The sequence below is a fragment of the Herbaspirillum sp. genome (assembly GCF_035644555.1).
Taxonomy (GTDB): domain Bacteria; phylum Pseudomonadota; class Gammaproteobacteria; order Burkholderiales; family Burkholderiaceae_D; genus Herbaspirillum.
In genome coordinates, this window is the sequence record NZ_DASQOH010000072.1 from 47,365 (window position 1) to 64,743 (window position 17,379).

14 protein-coding genes are annotated in these 17,379 nt (G+C 63.0%); 9 read left to right on the top strand and 5 right to left on the bottom strand.

Going from position 1 to position 17,379, the window contains the following annotated elements; translation table 11 throughout:
• Window positions 1-7: 7 nt before the first annotated feature.
• Window positions 8-1,774: a methyl-accepting chemotaxis protein gene (locus VE092_RS20575; RefSeq protein WP_324879822.1), complete on the top strand. Its 1,767-nt coding sequence runs from the start codon at window positions 8-10 to the stop codon at window positions 1,772-1,774.
• Window positions 1,775-1,904: 130 nt separating this feature from the next.
• Here the strand turns inward: VE092_RS20575 and VE092_RS20580 are convergent, their stop codons facing one another.
• Both VE092_RS20580 and ppk1 read right to left on the bottom strand, forming a co-directional pair.
• Window positions 1,905-2,384, bottom strand: coding sequence for a SixA phosphatase family protein (locus VE092_RS20580; RefSeq protein ID WP_006464980.1), 480 nt, complete (start codon window positions 2,382-2,384; stop codon window positions 1,905-1,907).
• 54 nt (window positions 2,385-2,438) lie between these two features.
• Complete coding sequence (gene ppk1, locus VE092_RS20585; protein ID WP_324879823.1) at window positions 2,439-4,553, bottom strand: polyphosphate kinase 1; 2,115 nt, start codon at window positions 4,551-4,553, stop codon at window positions 2,439-2,441.
• A gap of 420 nt (window positions 4,554-4,973) precedes the next feature.
• Between ppk1 and pstS the strand changes: the two genes are divergently transcribed.
• The 8 genes from pstS (at window position 4,974) to VE092_RS20625 (ending at window position 13,929) form a co-directional block, all read left to right on the top strand.
• On the top strand, window positions 4,974-6,023 hold the full coding sequence (pstS, locus tag VE092_RS20590; RefSeq protein ID WP_324879824.1) for a phosphate ABC transporter substrate-binding protein PstS: 1,050 nt from the start codon (window positions 4,974-4,976) through the stop codon (window positions 6,021-6,023).
• 160 nt (window positions 6,024-6,183) lie between these two features.
• Window positions 6,184-7,194 carry a phosphate ABC transporter permease subunit PstC gene (gene pstC / locus VE092_RS20595; RefSeq protein WP_324879830.1) on the top strand — a complete coding sequence of 337 codons (1,011 nt, stop codon included), beginning with the start codon at window positions 6,184-6,186 and terminating at the stop codon, window positions 7,192-7,194.
• The gene (pstA, locus tag VE092_RS20600; protein WP_077237676.1) at window positions 7,194-8,090 is read left to right on the top strand and encodes a phosphate ABC transporter permease PstA; all 897 of its coding nucleotides are present in this window, start codon (window positions 7,194-7,196) and stop codon (window positions 8,088-8,090) included. The genes pstC and pstA overlap by 1 nt, the downstream gene beginning before the upstream one ends.
• A 35-nt stretch (window positions 8,091-8,125) precedes the next feature.
• A complete protein-coding gene (gene pstB, locus VE092_RS20605; protein ID WP_006464985.1) occupies window positions 8,126-8,926 on the top strand; it encodes a phosphate ABC transporter ATP-binding protein PstB in 801 nt (266 codons plus the stop codon).
• A gap of 187 nt (window positions 8,927-9,113) precedes the next feature.
• The gene (gene phoU, locus VE092_RS20610; RefSeq protein ID WP_324879825.1) at window positions 9,114-9,821 is read left to right on the top strand and encodes a phosphate signaling complex protein PhoU; all 708 of its coding nucleotides are present in this window, start codon (window positions 9,114-9,116) and stop codon (window positions 9,819-9,821) included.
• Window positions 9,822-9,908: 87 nt separating this feature from the next.
• Window positions 9,909-10,586, top strand: a complete 678-nt coding sequence (locus VE092_RS20615) for a response regulator (RefSeq protein ID WP_034332673.1) — start codon at window positions 9,909-9,911, stop codon at window positions 10,584-10,586.
• Window positions 10,587-10,670: 84 nt separating this feature from the next.
• Window positions 10,671-11,981, top strand: coding sequence for a phosphate regulon sensor histidine kinase PhoR (gene phoR / locus VE092_RS20620; protein ID WP_324879826.1), 1,311 nt, complete (start codon window positions 10,671-10,673; stop codon window positions 11,979-11,981).
• Window positions 11,982-12,303: 322 nt separating this feature from the next.
• The gene (locus VE092_RS20625) at window positions 12,304-13,929 is read left to right on the top strand and encodes a methyl-accepting chemotaxis protein (protein WP_324879827.1); all 1,626 of its coding nucleotides are present in this window, start codon (window positions 12,304-12,306) and stop codon (window positions 13,927-13,929) included.
• An 86-nt stretch (window positions 13,930-14,015) separates the two neighbouring features.
• Here VE092_RS20625 and VE092_RS20630 read toward each other — a convergent pair whose 3' ends face one another.
• The 3 genes from VE092_RS20630 to VE092_RS20640 form a co-directional block, all read right to left on the bottom strand.
• Window positions 14,016-15,335: an MFS transporter gene (locus VE092_RS20630; RefSeq protein ID WP_324879828.1), complete on the bottom strand. Its 1,320-nt coding sequence runs from the start codon at window positions 15,333-15,335 to the stop codon at window positions 14,016-14,018.
• 179 nt (window positions 15,336-15,514) lie between these two features.
• Window positions 15,515-16,267 (bottom strand): SDR family NAD(P)-dependent oxidoreductase, encoded by a 753-nt coding sequence (locus VE092_RS20635; RefSeq protein ID WP_006464991.1) that lies wholly within the window; start codon window positions 16,265-16,267, stop codon window positions 15,515-15,517.
• A 125-nt stretch (window positions 16,268-16,392) separates the two neighbouring features.
• Window positions 16,393-17,238 carry an ureidoglycolate lyase gene (locus VE092_RS20640; protein WP_324879829.1) on the bottom strand — a complete coding sequence of 282 codons (846 nt, stop codon included), beginning with the start codon at window positions 17,236-17,238 and terminating at the stop codon, window positions 16,393-16,395.
• Between the last annotated feature and the right edge of the window lie 141 nt (window positions 17,239-17,379).

The window sequence follows — 17,379 nt, forward strand, 5'->3', positions numbered from 1 at the left end:
CAGACCCATGTCCATCAAGAACCTTTCCATCAAGGCGCAACTCGCCATTGCCATCCTTGTACTGTCCATCCTGCTGCTGGCCATCGGCGCCTCGGGCCTGCTGGGCATGTCGGCGGCCGTCAGCATCAATCGCCAGCTCTCCGAAGAGCGCATGCCCAAGACCGTCGCTGCCGACAATACCCTGATCTGGATCGGCCGCCAGCGTACTTCGCTGGACCAGGCCGCGCTGACCAGCGACGCCGCCTGGGCCGAGCGCATGTATGGCATGGATGCCAACGCCCGCAAGGAAGCCCTGCAGTGGTGGGGCAAGTACACCGCGCTGCCGCAGACCGAAGATGGCAAGGCGCTGGTGAAGAAGGTCTCGGAGGGCATCGAGAAGACCGAGCAGGAGCTGACCCGCTTCGCTGAAGTGATCAAGGCCGGCGACCGCCAGGCCATCGCCGACCAGGCGCGCAAGGTCGGCACCATCTATACCGCCATGCAGCTGGATGGCCAGGCCCTGAGCAAGTACGAGACCGAACTGGCGACCCGCAGCGCCGAGACCTCCATGGCCCGCTATGAGGCCTCGCGCATGTTTTCCATCGTCGCCATCGTCGCCGGCCTGCTGCTGGCCTTCTACAGCTGGTGGTCGCTGCGCCGTGCCATCGGCGAGCCGATGCAACGCGCCCTGCGCCACTTCGACGCCATCGCCTCGGGCGACCTGACGCAGCCGGTACACGTGCATTCGAAGAATGAAATGGGTCAGCTGCTCTATGGCCTCTCGCGCATGCAGGAGAGCCTCACCCGCACCGTGCGCGCCGTACGGGGCGGCAGTGATGCCATCGCCACCGCGACCCGGGAAATCGCTTCCGGCAACCTCGATCTGTCCTCGCGGACCGAGCAGCAGGCGGCTTCGCTGGAGGAGACCGCCTCCAGCATGGAAGAGCTGACCAGCACCGTGAAGCACAATGCCGACAATGCCCGCCAGGCCACCACGCTGGCCGTCAATGCCTCCACCATCGCGGCCGACGGCAATGCGGTGGTGAGCCGGGTGGTGCAGACCATGGAAGAGATCCGCGAAAGCTCGTCGCGCATCACCGACATCGTCAGCATCATCGATGGTATCGCCTTCCAGACCAACATCCTGGCCCTGAACGCGGCCGTGGAAGCGGCCCGTGCCGGCGAGCAGGGACGTGGTTTCGCGGTGGTCGCCACCGAGGTGCGCGCATTGGCGCAGCGCTCCTCCAGCGCCGCCAAGGAGATCAAGGAACTGATCATGCATTCGGAAGAGCGGGTGCAGGCCGGCTCGCAACTGGTGGGCCAGGCCGGTGCCACCATGAGCGACGTGATCAAGGCGGTGCAGCGCGTGACCGACATCATGAGCGAAATCTCGGCCGCCTCCAACGAGCAGAGTGCCGGCATCGACCAGGTATCGCGCGCGGTGACGCAGATGGACGAGGCGACCCAGCAGAACGCCGCGCTGGTCGAGCAGGCCAGCGCCGCCGCCAAGTCGCTGGAGCAGCAGGCCCAGTCCCTGATGCAGGAAGTGGCGATCTTCCGCGTCGGTGGCGCGGTGCCGGTGGCGGCGATGGCAACTCCGGTACGGCCGGCGCAACCCGCCAGCAAGTCCGCGCCCAAGCTCGCCGCAGCGCATGCAGCTCCGCAAGCAGCCCCCAAGGCAGCCCCGGTCCTGAAGCGCCCGGCACTGCCGACAGCCAGCGCCGCGGCAGCGCCGTCGCGCCCGGCGCCGCGCGTGCCGGCCACCGGCGACGATGGCGATTGGGAGACCTTCTGATGTGATGCGCCCCGTCGGCTTCCTGGGCGGCGGCGCAATGCGTTCAAGCCGGAACGCGAAAACGCAAAACGCTGCGACCAGCCCGTGCCGGTCGCAGCGTTTTTTTATGCCTGCCTTGCCGGAGCGACTGTCAGCGGGGGTGATGCTTGCCGGAGGTCGCCAGCAATTCCGGGGCCACCACCGCCTTGAGGTAGTTGGTGGTGACGTCGCCGCGCTCGCGCTGGCTGATCCACCAGATGTTGGCCTTGCGCAGCGACCACTCCTGCGGCTGGCCGCAGATCAGTTGCGCGGCCACCTGGCCCAGCGTCGGCTGGTGACCGACGATGAGCACCGGCTCACGGCTGTCCGGCCAGTTGGCCGCCCGCAGCAGGTCGGCCGCAGTCATGTTGGGGGCCAGGTCGGCCACCACCTTGTGCCGGCGCTTGAGCGCTTCCACCGTCTGCAAGGTGCGCGTGGCGGGACTGACCAGGATGCGGCAGCTTTCCGGCAGGTTGCGGTCCAGCCATTCGGCCATCTTGGCAGCCTGCTTGTGACCCTTGGGGGTCAGGGCGCGACCCTCGTCGGGTTCGCCCAGCTCGGCCTCGGCATGTCGCCATAGAATCAGGTCCATCTCAGCTCCTCGGATAAATCGGCAGGTGGCGTCGGGAGTGCTTCGGTGTCGGGCTCACTCTTCCGGTGGTGTGGCCGGAATGCCCAGCGTGGTCATCAGGTGCTGCTGGGCGTTGAAGCACTGTTGCTTGGTGCGCGGTTTCTTGAGCGTATAGACGCCATTGACGTCGAGTTGCCAGGAATTGGTGTTGTCCTTCAGGTAGGGGTTCAGACCTTCCGAAATCACCCGCTTCTTCAGGGTCTTGTCCAGCACCGGGAAGGCCACCTCGATACGGCGGAACAGGTTGCGGTTCATCCAGTCCGCGCTGGCCAGATAGACGTCATGGGCCAGGTCGTTGCGGAAGTAATAGATGCGCGAGTGCTCCAGGTAGCGGCCGATGATGGAGCGTACCTTGATGTTCTCCGACAGTCCCGGTACACCCGGGCGCAGCGCGCAGGCACCGCGTACGATCAGGTCGATCTTGACGCCATCGGCCGAGGCCGCGTAGAGGGCGCGGATCACCGACTCGTCCAGCAGCGCATTCATCTTGGCGATGATGCGTGCCGGCCGGCCCTCGCGGGCGATCTGGCCCTCGTTGCGGATGGCACGGATGATTTCCTTCTGCAGCGAGAACGGCGCCAGCCACAGGTGCGTGAGATTGCGCGGCTTGGTCAGGCTGGTCAGATGGATGAAGACTTCGTTGACTTCGGCTGTCAGCTCCTGGTTGGAGGTCAGGAGGCCGAAGTCGGTATAGAACTTGGTGGTGTTGGGGTGGTAGTTGCCGGTACCCAGGTGGGCATAGAAGCGCAGGCCCTGGTCGTCGTCACGGCGGATCACCAGCGCCAGCTTGGCGTGGGTCTTCAGTCCCACCACGCCATAGACCACCTGTGCCCCGGCCTGCTCCAGCTTGACCGCCCAGTTGATGTTGGCTTCTTCGTCGAAGCGCGCCATCAGTTCCACGATCACAGTGACTTCCTTGCCGTGCTGGGCGGCGTAGATCAGGGCCTCCATCAGGTCCGAGTTCATGCCGGTGCGGTAGATGGTCTGCTTGATGGCCAGCACGCGCGGGTCATGGGCGGCGGTGCGGATGAAATCCACCACCGGCTGGAAGGACTGGAAGGGGTGGTGCAGCAGCACGTCCTTCTTGTCCAGGGCGGCAAAGATATTCTCGCTGGCCAGTTGCGCCGGCAGGGTGGGGGAGAAGGGCGGGAAGCGCAACTCCGGCTGGTTCACCAGGTTGACGATCTCACCCAGGCGCACCATGTTCACCGGACCCTGTACCGCGTACAGGCGGTTGCGTTCGATGTTGAACTGGTTCAGCAGGAACTGCGCCAGGTGTTCGGGGCAATTGGCCGCCACTTCCAGGCGCACCGCCACGCCGAACTGGCGGCTCTGCAATTCGGTTTCCAGGGCCTGGCGCAGGTTCTTGACCTCTTCTTCATCGACCCACAGGTCGCTGTTGCGGGTCACGCGGAATTGCGAATAGGCGGTGATATCGCGCCCCGGGAACAGGTCGGCGATGTGCGCATGGATCACCGAGGACAGCAGGCAGAACGAGGACTGGCCCTTGGCCGAGAGATGGTCCGGCAGCTTGATCACGCGCGGCAGCACCCGTGGCGCCTTGACGATGACGATGGCCGTGCCGCGCCCGAAGGCATCCTTGCCGGAGAGCTCGATGATGAAATTGAGGCTCTTGTTATGGACCTGCGGGAAGGGGTGGGCCGGGTCCAGGCCGATGGGCGTCAGCAGCGGGCGCACATGCTGCTCGAAATACTGCTTGACCCAGGCGCGCTGCGCCTCGTTGCGGTCATCGTGGCGCAGCAGATGGATGCCATTGGCCGCCAGCTGCGGCAGGATTTCGTCGTTGAGCAGTTCGTACTGGCGCGTCACGATGCGGTGACATTCGGCGCTGGTGCGTTCCAGCGCGGCGCGCAGTTCGGGCGGATCGATGTTCTCGCCCTCGATGCGATTGGCCAGCAGGCTGGCGATGCGCACTTCAAAGAATTCGTCGAGATTGCTGCTGCAGATGCAGAGGTAACGCAGGCGTTCCAATAGCGGCACGCTGTCGTCTTCGGCCTGGGCCAGCACACGGCGGTTGAAGGCCAGCTGTGATAGTTCGCGATTGAGGTAAATCGTATTGGCGGGAAGTTCAGGTGGTGTGCTGCTTTCCGTCTTTGCTTTTCTGGTCATCAATGATCCCTGTCCATCCACTTTGAGCGGGCAGTGTATTTAGGAGGTATGACGAGTTTATGACAAGGCACATGTCGCTTTGTCACATTTCCTCAGTATAAGAGCATCCCCATGTGATGACAAAAACATATTTGCTCTGACGCAATCCCGCGGGTCCGGCAGCCCCCGCCCGGGATGACACGGAATTGTCAGGAAACCCGCCAGCAGCCTGGTACCTGGCTTTGCGGGCCGGTGTCGGGAGTGGTCCAGGGACCGGGAAGGGCGCAGGGGTGGCGGGGCCAGGCCTTGGTCGCGATGACAAGGCCGGGTCATAAACTCGTCACATTAGCTGGTTAAAGTTCGCCCTGTCTCAGAAGTCATCCCTCCCATCGTGATGTTTCTTGCTGACGTTCCTCTCTCAAAATCATAGGAGTAGTTGAAATGGGGTTTAACCATCTGATCAAATCTGTTGCAGTCGCAGTGGCCGGCGCTTTTGCCTTCAGCGGAGCCGCTCATGCAGCAGAAATCACCGGCGCCGGCGCCTCCTTCCCGTACCCGGTCTATGCCAAGTGGGCCGAGCTGTACAAGACCGCCACCGGTAACAGCCTGAACTACCAGTCCATCGGCTCCGGTGGCGGTATCAAGCAGATCAAGGCCAAGACCGTCGACTTCGGCGCCTCCGACGCCCCGCTGCCGCAGAACGAACTGGCCGAAGCCGGCCTGACCCAGTTCCCGGCCGTGGTCGGTGGCGTGGTCCCGGTGGTCAACCTGGACGGTGTCACCCCCGGCCAGATCAAGCTGTCGGGCCAGGTGCTGGGCGACATCTACGCCGGCAAGATCACCAAGTGGAACGCGCCTGAAATCACCGCTCTGAACCCGGGCGTGAAGCTGCCGGCCGAAGACATCACCGTGGTCTACCGTTCGGACGCTTCGGGCACTTCCTACGTGTTCACCTCCTACCTGTCCAAGGCCAATGCCGACTTCAAGGCCAAGATCGGTGCCGGTACCGCCGTCAAGTGGCCCACCGGCGTGGGTGGCAAGGGTAACGAAGGCGTCGCCGCCAACGTGCAGAAGGTCAAGGGTGCGATCGGCTACGTCGAGTACGCCTACGTCAAGAAGAACAAGCTGAACTACACCCAGCTGAAGAACAAGGACGGCAACTTCGTCTCCCCGGATGACTCCTCCTTCAAGGCCGCTACCGCCCACGGCGACTGGGCCAAGACCCCGGGCTTCGCGGTTGACTTCACCGACGCCGCCGGCAAGGAATCCTGGCCGATCTCCAGCGCCACCTTCATCCTGCTGCACAAGGAACAGGCTGGCGATGGCGCCAAGGGCAAGGAAGTCCTGAAGTTCTTCGACTGGGCTTACAAGAATGGTGGCAAGGTTGCCGCCGACCTGGACTACGTGCCGCTGCCGGATTCGGTCACCAAGCTGGTGGAAGATTCCTGGAAGAGCAACGTCAAGGACAGCAGCGGCAAGGCTCTCTGGTAAGCCACCGCCAAGTCCGGCCGGACCCGGCCAAGCAAGCCTCTCCCTACGGAGTATTCGGGCCATCGCAGCGAGAACGAGCAACTCTGGAGCACAGAGCATTCGCGGCGATGGCCCGTTTTAATGGTGAATTCAAATGAGCGCTAATTATTCCACCACGGCAATGTCGAATACCGAAGTCAAAAAATCCCCGACAGAGACTGATAGTGCGCAGGTCGCGCGCGAGAAGTTGATGGCCGTCATGCGCCGCCAGCGACTGCAGGACTTCTTTTTCCACAAGATCACCCTGATCTTCGCCCTGTCAGTGTTGCTGATGCTGGGCGGGATCATCGTTTCCCTCATCATCGGCGCCGCACCCGCGTTCCAGGCCTTCGGGCCGGGCTTCATCACGCGCGTCGAATGGGACCCGACCAATAATGAATTCGGCGCCATGATCGCCATCGTCGGCACCCTGTCGACCTCGATCATCGCCTTGCTGATCGCCTTCCCGGTCAGCTTCGGCATTGCCCTGTTCCTCACCGAAATCTGCCCCGCCAAGTTGCGCCGCCCACTGGGCACCTGCGTGGAACTGCTGGCCGGCGTACCCTCCATCATCTACGGCATGTGGGGCCTGTTCGTGTTCGCCCCGCTGTTCGCCGAATACGGTCAGCCCTTCCTGAAGGCTACGCTGGGCCAGATTCCCGGCATCGGCGTGCTGTTCTCCGGCCCCACCATGGGCATCGGCATCCTCACCGCCGGCCTGATCCTGTCGGTGATGATCATCCCCTTCATCTCTTCGGTGATGCGCGACGTCTTCGAAGTGGTGCCGGCCGTGCTGAAGGAATCGGCCTATGGCCTCGGCTGCACCCGCTGGGAAGTGGTGCGCAAGGTGGTGCTGCCCTACACCAAGACCGGCGTGGTCGGTGGCGTGATGCTGGGCCTGGGTCGCGCCCTGGGCGAGACCATGGCGGTCACCTTCGTGATCGGCAACTCGCACCGCCTGTCCTGGTCGCTGTTCTCGGCCGGCAACTCGATCGCCTCGACCCTGGCCAATGAAATCGCCGAAGCCTCCAGCAAGCTGCACGTGTCCTCGCTGTTCGCGCTGGGGCTGATCCTGTTCGTCATCACCTTCATCGTCCTGTCCGCCGCCAAGATCATGTTGATGGGCATGACCCGCAAGGAAGGAGCCAAATAATGAGCCAGACCGTACCAACCGGCAGCGCCGCTGCCAACGCGCCGCAAGCCATGAATCCCGTCTATCGCAAGCGCCTGCTGCAGCATCGCATGGGCATGCTGTTCTCCTTCCTGGCCATGGGCCTGGGCCTGTTCGTGCTGGCCTGGATCCTGCTGACCCTGGTCTTCAAGGGCGTGGCCGCGCTCAATCTGGGCCTGCTGACCGAAAACACCCCCGGACCGGGCGATGCCGGCGGCGGCCTGTTGAACCCCATCGTCGGCTCGCTGATGATGGTCGGCATCAGTACCCTGATCAGCACCCCCATCGGCATCCTGGCCGGCGTCTACCTGGCCGAGTATGGCGAGGAGAGCAAGCTGGCCCAGGTGACCCGCTTCGTCACCGACATCATGCTGTCGGCACCGTCCATCGTGATCGGCCTGTTCATCTACGCCATCTACGTGGCCAACGTGAACCACTTCTCTGGCTGGGCCGGTACCTTCGCCATCTCGCTGATCGCCATTCCGGTGGTGGTGCGTACCACCGACAACATGCTGAAGCTGGTCCCCAGCGGCCTGCGTGAAGCCGCCTTCGCACTCGGTGCACCGCGCTGGAAGGTGGCCATCATCGTACGCCTGCGTGCCGTCAAGGCCGGCGTGGTGACCGGCGTGCTGTTGGCGGTGGCCCGCATCTCGGGCGAGACCGCGCCGCTGCTATTCACCGCCCTGAACAACCAGTTCTTCAGCACCAACATGAACCGTCCGATCGCCAACCTGCCGGTGGTGATCAACCAGTTCGCCATGAGCCCGTATGACAACTGGGTATCGCTGGCATGGGGCGGCGCCTTGCTGATCACCTTCAGCGTGCTGCTGCTCAACGTGCTCTCGCGCACCCTGTTCAAGCAACAAATCCCCGGCTAATTCTCCAAGTGACCGACATGACTACTGCTCATCAAATGGCAAGCCACGCTACTACCGCATCCGCCAACGCTGCTGCGGACAAGAAGGCCACGCTCGAAGTTTCGCAACTCAATTTCTACTACGGCGGATTCCAGGGCCTCAAGAACATCAACCTCAATATCTGGGAAGGCAAGGTCACCGCCTTCATCGGTCCTTCGGGCTGCGGCAAGTCGACCCTGCTGCGTACCTTCAACCGCATGTACGACCTGTACCCCGGCCAGCGCGCCGAGGGCAAGATCATCTACGCCGGCAACAACATCCTGGAACCGGGACAAGACCTGAACATGCTGCGCGCCAAGGTCGGCATGGTGTTCCAGAAGCCGACCCCGTTCCCGATGTCGGTCTACGACAACATCGCCTTCGGCATCCGCCTGTACGAAAACCTGCCCAAGGGCGAGATGGACGAGCGCGTCGAATGGGCGCTCAACAAGGCGGCATTGTGGGGCGAAGTCAAGGACAAGCTGCACAAGAGCGGTCTGTCGCTCTCCGGTGGTCAGCAACAGCGCCTGTGTATCGCCCGCGGTGTCGCGGTCAAGCCGGAAGTGCTGCTGCTGGACGAGCCGACCTCGGCGCTGGACCCCATCTCCACGGCGAAGGTGGAAGAGCTGATCGGCGAGCTGAAGAACGATTACACCATCGCTATCGTCACCCACAACATGCAGCAGGCAGCGCGCTGCTCGGATTACACCGCCTACATGTACCTGGGCGAGCTGGTGGAATTTGGCGAGACGGACCAGATCTTCATGAATCCGGTGCGCAAGGAAACCCAAGACTACATCACCGGCCGCTTTGGCTAATAGGGTACGGCCTGGGCTACTGCGCATCCCGATCTCCGCGCTGCGATGCTCGCCGTACCCCAGTACGGCTGCGCTTCTCCCGCAGACCTCGGGATTGCTCGCTACGCCCATGCCGCACCCCGAACCGCAGTCAGAGCGCTTTGACTTCAAGGCGCAAATTCTTTAAATATTTTTGTTAGGACGTCACATGACCGGCGATCATTCCTCCAAACAGTATGACCAGGATCTGGAGCAGATCCGCTCCAAGGTGCTTGCCATGGGCGGCATGGTGGAGCATCAGTTCCAGGATGCGATTGCGGCTTTCCGTAACGGTAACCTGGACGTGGCGCATCGCGTGATGAAGGACGACGAGGCCGTCAATCGGCTGGAAGTCGAACTCGATGATGCCTGCAGCCATCTCATCGTGCGTCGCCAGCCCACCGCCAATGACCTGCGTACCGTCATGGCGACCATCAAGATCATCACCGACCTGGAACGCGTGGGCGATGAGGCGACCAAGATCGCCCGGACCGCCATTCACCTGCACAAGCGCGGGATCGGTCTGGTGTCGCATTATGAGACCGTGAGCCTGATCGCCGAGCAGGCCATGGACCAGCTGCGTAGCGCCCTGGATGCATTCGCCCGCCTGGATGACAAGCAGGCCGCCGAGCTGATCAAGCAGGATGAACGCATCGACCACGGCTTCCGCTCCATCACCCGCAGCCTGATCACCTTCATGATGGAAGACCCGCGTACCATCTCCGGTTCCATCGATACCCTGTGGGTGGCCAAGGCCATCGAACGTATCGGCGACCATGCCAAGAACATCGCCGAGTATGTCGTCTACGTGGTCGGCGGCAAGGATATCCGCCATACCGACTTCGGTTCGGCCAATTCGATCGAAGAAGAAGACTGACAGGACGGCACCGGTGGTGGCGGTCGGGAAGAGCCGGCCACCACCGGGTTGCGGAGGGGAGACCCGCGATACTGCTCAACCACTACCATGACTACTATCCTCATCGTCGAAGACGAACCCTCCATTGCCGAACTGATTGCCTTCACCCTCAAGGAGGCGGGCTGGTCCAGTTTCGTCGTCTCCAATGCGGCGGCGGCCTGGGACTTCGTCCAGCATCGCGCCCCGCAACTGGTGCTGCTGGACTGGATGCTGCCGGACCGCAGTGGCCTGCACCTGCTCTCGCGCATCCGCGCCGACCGTCAGTTGCAACAGCTGTCGGTCATCATGCTCACCGCCAAGAGCATGGAAGAAGACAAGATCGCCGGTCTCGACAACGGTGCCGACGACTACATCACCAAGCCCTTCTCGCCGCGTGAACTGACCGCGCGCATCAAGGCGCTGCTGCGTCGCAAGAGTCCCGAGCATGCGCAGGAGGTGATGTCGGCCGGTCCTGTGACGCTTGATCCGGCCAGCTGCTCGGTGAGCCTGTCTGGCGCGCGTATCGATATCGGCCACGCCGAATACAAGCTGCTGAAGTTCTTCCTGGCCCATCCTGATCGCGTGTTTTCGCGCAGCCAGCTGCTGGACCGGGTGTGGGGTGATCACGTGGTGATCGAGGAGCGCACCGTGGATGTCCACGTGCTGCGCCTGCGCAAGGCCCTGCGCGATGCCGAGTACCTGATCAAGACGGTGCGCAGCGTCGGCTACATGCTCTCCACCAAATAGGCGCAAACCAGCCCGCATCGGCCATAATCAGGCGACAATTACAAATTCGGCGCGCGGGCGCTTCCAGATTTATCTGTCAAATCAATGAGTCCACAACTTCTGTTCTGGATTCCTGCTGTCTTGCGCCTGGTGTTGTGCCTGGCCGGAGCGGGAGTCGTCGGTTTCTTCTTCGGCCCGATCATCGGGCTGGTCACGGCGGTGCTGGCGGTGGGCGCGATGATGATCGCCCACCTGCATTACCTGCTGCGCCTGTCGACCTGGCTGGATGATTCCGGCCAGTCGCGCCTGCCCGACGGCTGGGGCGCCTGGACCGATGTCTATGCGCGCCTGTACCGCATGCGCCGCGATGACGAAAAGAACCAGGCCGAACTGGCCGAGTGGCTGGCGCGCTTCCGCCAGGCCATGAGCCTGCTGCCGGATGGCGTGGTGATCATGGATGACGTGCTGTTCCTGGAATGGTGCAACCCGGCCGCGCAGCAGCACCTGGGGCTGAAGCTGGATCGGGACAAGGGCATGCGCGTGACCAACCTGATCCGCAACCCGGCCTTCATCGACTACATCATCCTGGGCCGCTACGAGCAGCCGCTTACGCTGGCCCTGCACGAGCGCAAGCTGATCATCCAGATCATCCCCTTCGAAAATCGGCGCCAGATCCTGGTCACCCACGACGTCACCGAGTCCCAGCGCATCGACATGATGCGCCGCGATTTCGTGGCCAATGCCTCGCACGAGTTGCGCACGCCCTTGACCGTCATCAACGGTTTCCTGGAAATCGCCCTGGCCCAGCCCAACCTGGACGAATCGATCCGTACCGCGCATCTGAAGCTGATGACCGAACAGGGCCAGCGCATGCAGAACCTGATCGACGACATGCTCACCCTGACGCGGCTGGAATCGATCGACTATCCGCTGCGCTCGGAAGTGCTGCGGGTGCGTCCCTTGCTGGAGCGCATCGCCGAAGAGGGGCGGGCGCTGTCGGCCGGCAAGCACGACATCCGCCTCACGGTCGAGGGCCCCGATCTCAAGGGCAATGCCGACGAGTTGCGCAGCGCCTTCACCAACCTGGTCACCAATGCCGTGCGCTATACCCCGGAAGGCGGCACCATCACCCTGCGCTGGCAGAGCGACGCGCAGGGCGCGCACTTCGCGGTGCAGGATACCGGCATCGGTATCAGTCCCGAACACATCTCGCGGCTCACCGAACGCTTCTATCGCGTCGACAAGAGCCGCTCCCGCGAGACCCAGGGGACCGGCCTGGGCCTGGCCATCGTGCGCCATGTGCTGCTGCGCCACCATGCGACGCTGGACATCGCCTCCGTCCCCGATCATGGCAGTACCTTCACCGTGCATTTCCCGGCTTCCCAGACCATCGAGGATGATGCTGCACGGCAATGAGGAGGGCAGCGGGAAAAGCAATTGGAAAGGATGCTTCGGCATCCTTTTTTCATGTTTGAATCGCCGCGGCCGGCGTACCATGTGCGCAATAGCTCAGCGTGAGCGCTCCGTCTCTACGTAAAAATACGAATGCCTGTGGGCAAGACTTGTTGGCAACAATAGCGCCACTCGCGGTGTTGCCAGTCGGTAATGCTGTGCGGTCCTCGTAGTCAGGCGTTCAGGAAAGCCCTGATGGTGCCTGCCCGTGTTTGCTTGCATCATCGGCCCGTGCGCCGTCCTTGGCACCGGTCGACCTTTCACCCTTGCGCAAGAAAAGAGACAGATGAGCTATTTTTCCCACATGAAGATAGGCCGCCGGCTGGCCCTGGGTTTCGCTGTCATCCTGGCTGCCGCCAGCGTGGTGGTGGCCTTGTCGATCTGGCGCCTGCATGGCATTGCCGCCGCTACCGACGAGATGATGCATGAACCCCTGACCAAGGAGCGCCTGGTCTCGGACTGGTACCGTACCATCCACACCAGCGTGCGTCGGACCACCGCCATCGCCAAGAGCGCCGACCCCAGCCTGGCGGCCTTCTTCGCCGACGATGCCGCCGCCGCCAGTCGCATGTCCACCGAGCAGCAGAAGGCCATCGAGGCCCTGCTCGACAGCGACCAGGAGAAAGAAGTCTTCGCCAAGCTCTCCGCCGTGCGCAAGGATTACATCAAGTATCGCGACGCCATCTCCAAGGCCAAGGCCGATGGCCAGGCCGACGAGGCCGCCAGGATCCTGGCCGGCCCCTATGACGTGGCCGCCAAGGGTTACCTGGATCTGCTGCAGCAATTGCTCAATGTGCAGCGCGCCAACATCGACCAGGTCGCCGTCCACATCCATGACACCTATCTCCAGAGCCGCAACCTGATGCTGGCGCTGGCCGTGCTGCAGGTGGTGCTGGGCTGGCTGTTCGCGCGCAGCCTGGCGCTGGGCATTACCCGCCCGCTGGAGCAGGCGGTGGACGTGGCCGAAGCGGTGGCCGCAGGCGACCTCACCATGCGCGTCGATGAAACCCTGGCAGCGCGGCGCGACGAGACCGGCAAGCTCATGCATGCCCTGCATGCCATGACGGGCAACCTGGCGCGCATCGTCGGCCAGGTGCGCAGCGGCACCGATGCCATTGCCACCGCCTCGCGCGAGATCGCCACCGGCAACCTCGATCTGTCGGCGCGCACCGAGCGCCAGGCCGGTGCCCTGGAAGAGACCGCCTCGGCCATGGAAGAACTGACCTCCACCGTCTCGCAGAACGCCGACAATGCACGCCAGGCCAACCAGCTGGCGGCCTCGGCGTCGTCGGTGGCGCAGCAGGGCGGGGAGGTGGTGTCGCAGGTGATCTCGACCATGGGCTCCATCAACGAATCCTCACGCAAGATCGTCGACATCATCAGCGTCATCGATGGCATCGCCTTCCAGACCAATATCCTGGCCCTGAACGCCGCCGTCGAAGCAGCCCGTGCCGGCGAACAGGGACGCGGCTTTGCGGTGGTGGCCTCCGAGGTGCGCTCGCTGGCCCAACGCTCCGCCTCTGCCGCCAAGGAAATCAAGACCCTCATCGATGACTCCGTGAGCAAGGTCGGCTCCGGCAGCGAACTGGTGGTCCGTGCCGGCAGTACCATGGACGAGGTGGTCTCCAGCGTGCATCAGGTGGCCCAGATCGTGGCCGAGATCACTGCCGCCAGCAGCGAGCAGAGCGACGGCATCAGCCAGGTCAACCTGGCCATCAACGACATGGACCAGACCACCCAGCAGAATGCGGCACTGGTGGAGCAGGCCGCAGCCGCCGCCGAAGCGATGCAGGAACAGGCGGCGCGCCTGTCGGAGGTGGTCAGCCAGTTCCGCTTGCTGGCCCAGGACCAGGTGGCTTACGCCCACGCCGGCAGCGTCGATATCACACCGCCCAGGCCGGCCCTGCGCTGAGATCGGCTTCCCATAAAAAAGAACCCGCCATGGTGGCGGGTTCTGCTAGCGTGCGGAAATCGTTTATATCATTTCCCTGGACTCTCTCACTGCTGCGCCGGCTCCTTGAAATACACCCGACGCGGCAAGGCCCACAGCAGCAGTGCCGCACCCACCAGGCATTCCAGCGCCACCACGTACAGGCCCAGTGCGGCGCTGCCGGTGATGTCGCGGATCTTGCCGACCATGTAGGGCGTGATGATCCCGCCCAGCTGGCCCACCGAGTTGATCAGCGCGATGCCGGCTGCGGCCGCGGCGCCACTGAGCACGCGCGGCGGCAGGATCCAGAACAGGCCGATACCGGCGATGATGCCGGTGGCCGCTGCCGACAGCGCCACCACCAGGATCAGGGTATTGCTGCCGAACCAGGCGCTGGCGGCGTAGCCGATGGCACCCATCAGCGCGCAGGCAGCCAGGTGCCAGCGACGCTCGCCGGTACGGTCGGAGTTGCGGCCGATCAGGATCATGCCCAGGCCGGCGCACAGGTAAGGCACCATCGAGATCAGGCCGATGATGAAGGTGTCGTCGGTGCCGGCCGACTTGATCAGCTGCGGCATCCAGAACACCAGGCCATAGATGCCCGAAGCCAGCATCAGGTAGATCAGCGACATGACAATGGTAGCCGGCTGCTTGATCGCCTCTCCGAATGAGTGGGCCGCCTCGCTCTTGGGTTCGGCCGCGATGCGCTCGATCAGCAGGCGCTTTTCTTCCGGCTTCAACCAGCCTGCATCCTCGATACGGTCATCGATGACCAGATAGCAGACCACGCCCAGCAGGATGGAAGGAATACCTTCCAGCAGGAACAGCCATTGCCAGCCATGCAGCGCGCTCACGCCATGGGTGAACTTCATGATGCCGCCCGAGATCGGTCCGCCGATGATGCCGCACACCGCAATGGCCGCCATGAACAGCGAATTGATGCGACCACGTCGCGCCGACGGGAACCAGTTGGTGAAGAAGTACAGAGCACCTGGTACGAAGCCCGCTTCCAGGCTGCCGATCAGAAAGCGCAGCACGTAGAAACTGGTCTCGCTGGTAACGAACATCATCGCCGCCGAGGCGATGCCCCAGGTGACCATGATGCGGGCGATCCAGCGCTTGGGGCCGACCTTGTGCAGGATCATGTTGCTGGGCACTTCGAAGAGGAAGTAACCGACGAAGAAGATACTGGCGCCCAGGCCATAGACGGCATCCGAGAAGCCCAGGTCGCTTTGCATCTGCAGCTTGGCGAAGCTGATGTTGACGCGGTCCAGGTAGGCGAACACGAAGCAGATCATCAGCAGCGGCACGAAGCGCCAGGTGATGCGGCGATAGAGCTGGGTTTCCATGTGCTCCGCCGCGCTGGCCGGAATGGTGGTGGTAGTCATGCGGGGTCTCTCCTCTAGCTTTTTCAAAAAATGAAGGCGCAAAAAGTCCATCGCCTCCGCGCGGTGCGGGAGGTCGTCTTGTCGTTGTAATGGGGTAGGGCGAGCGAAGGGCGCACGGCAGGACCGTGCGCCATTGCCTTTTCAAACGCCTGGCGCCGGCCGCGACCGGCGCAAGTGCATCAGTAGGTCGCGCGGCCGCCCGAGAGGTCGAACACGGATGCGGTGGTGAAGGAATTCTCTTCCGACACCAGCCAGGCCACCATGGCCGCCAGTTCTTCCACCTTCACGAAGCGCGCACGCGGAATCTTCGAGAGCATGTACTCGATGTGTGCCGGCGTGCATTGCTCCAGGATGCGGGTCTGCGCAGCCGCCGGGGTGATGGCATTGACGGCGATGTTCTTGGTCGCGGTTTCCTTGCCCAGGCTCTTGGTCAGGGCGATCATGCCGGCCTTGGCGGCGCTATAGGCCGAGGCGGTGGGATTGCCTTCCTTGCCGGCGATGGAAGCGATGTTGACGATGCGGCCGTAGTTCTGCGCGATCATGCGCTGGACCACCACCTGGTTGACGTAGAAGGCACCGTTGAGGTCGATGTCGATGACGCGACGCCATTCTTCCGGCGAATAGTCCGCCACCGGATTGTTCTGGCCGGCGATACCGGCGCTGTGCACCAGGATGTCGATGGACTGGGTAAGCTTCTCGGTGGCTTCGATGGCCTTCTTGACGTCGGCTTCACTGGAGATGTCGACCTTCACGGTCTCCACATTGCCCAGCGCTTCCAGCTTGCTGCGGGCGTCGGCCAGTGCCTTTTCATCCATGTCCCACAGCACGACCTTGGCCTTGCCCTGCAACAGACGTTCAGCCACGGCATAGCCGAAGCCCTGCGCACCGCCGGTGATGATGGCGCTGCGGCCCTGGAAATCGTAGTGATTCATTGTTTCTCCTTCCCTGATTCGGTCATTGGGTAACGCAGGCCGCACGGGCCTGCGCAACATTTTTTCTTGTTATTGAATTGGGTTTGGCTGCGCCACCGGATGGCGGCGCAGCGATGACGCCGCGATCAGGCGTCGATGGTCTTCTGCTGTTGCTCGCCCAGGCCGTCGATGCCCAGACGCATGGTCTGGCCGGCGCGCAGGAACACCGCTTCCGGCTTGACGCCCATGCCCACGCCCGGCGGCGTGCCGGTGGAGATGACGTCGCCCGCCTGCAGGCTCATGAAGCGCGACAGGTAGGACACGATGTGCGCCACGCCGAAGATCATGGTGCTGGTGTTGCCGTTCTGGTAGCGCTTGCCATCCACTTCCAGCCACATGCCCAGCTTCTGCGGATCGGCCACTTCGTCGCGGGTCACCAGCCAGGGACCGATGGGGCCGAAGGTATCGCAGCCCTTGCCCTTGTCCCAGGTGCCGCCGCGTTCGATCTGGTATTCGCGCTCGGAGACGTCGTTGACCACGCAATAGCCGGCCACGTGCGACATGGCGTCCTTCTCGTCGATATAGGTACCACCCTTGCCGATGACCACGCCCAGTTCCACTTCCCAGTCGGTCTTCTTGGAGCCGCGGGGGATCTTGACGTCGTCATTGGGGCCGACCACGGCCGAGGTCCACTTGTTGAACACCACCGGTTCGGCGGGGATGGGCAGGTTGGATTCGGCCGCATGGTCCGCATAGTTCAGGCCGATGCAGATGAACTTGCCGATATTGCCCACGCAGGCGCCGATGCGCGGCGAGCCTTCGACCAGTGGCAGGCTGGCGATGTCGAGCTTGCGGATCTTGTCCAGCGAAGCATCGTCCAGCACGGCGCCGTTGACGTCCTTGATATAGGCCGACAGGTCGCGGATCTTGCCGGACTGATCGAGGATGCCGGGCTTTTCCTGCCCAACCGGGCCGTAACGCAGTAATTTCATCTGGTTTCCTTGAAGAAAGAATTGTCTCGGATCGGCGTCGTCGCCCGCTGGCGGCGCATTGGCGCGCAAGCGAATGGGAGCACCTGTCGTTTTGGAAGTTGGATATTACCAGTTTATTGGTAAGACCAATAGGCCAATTTT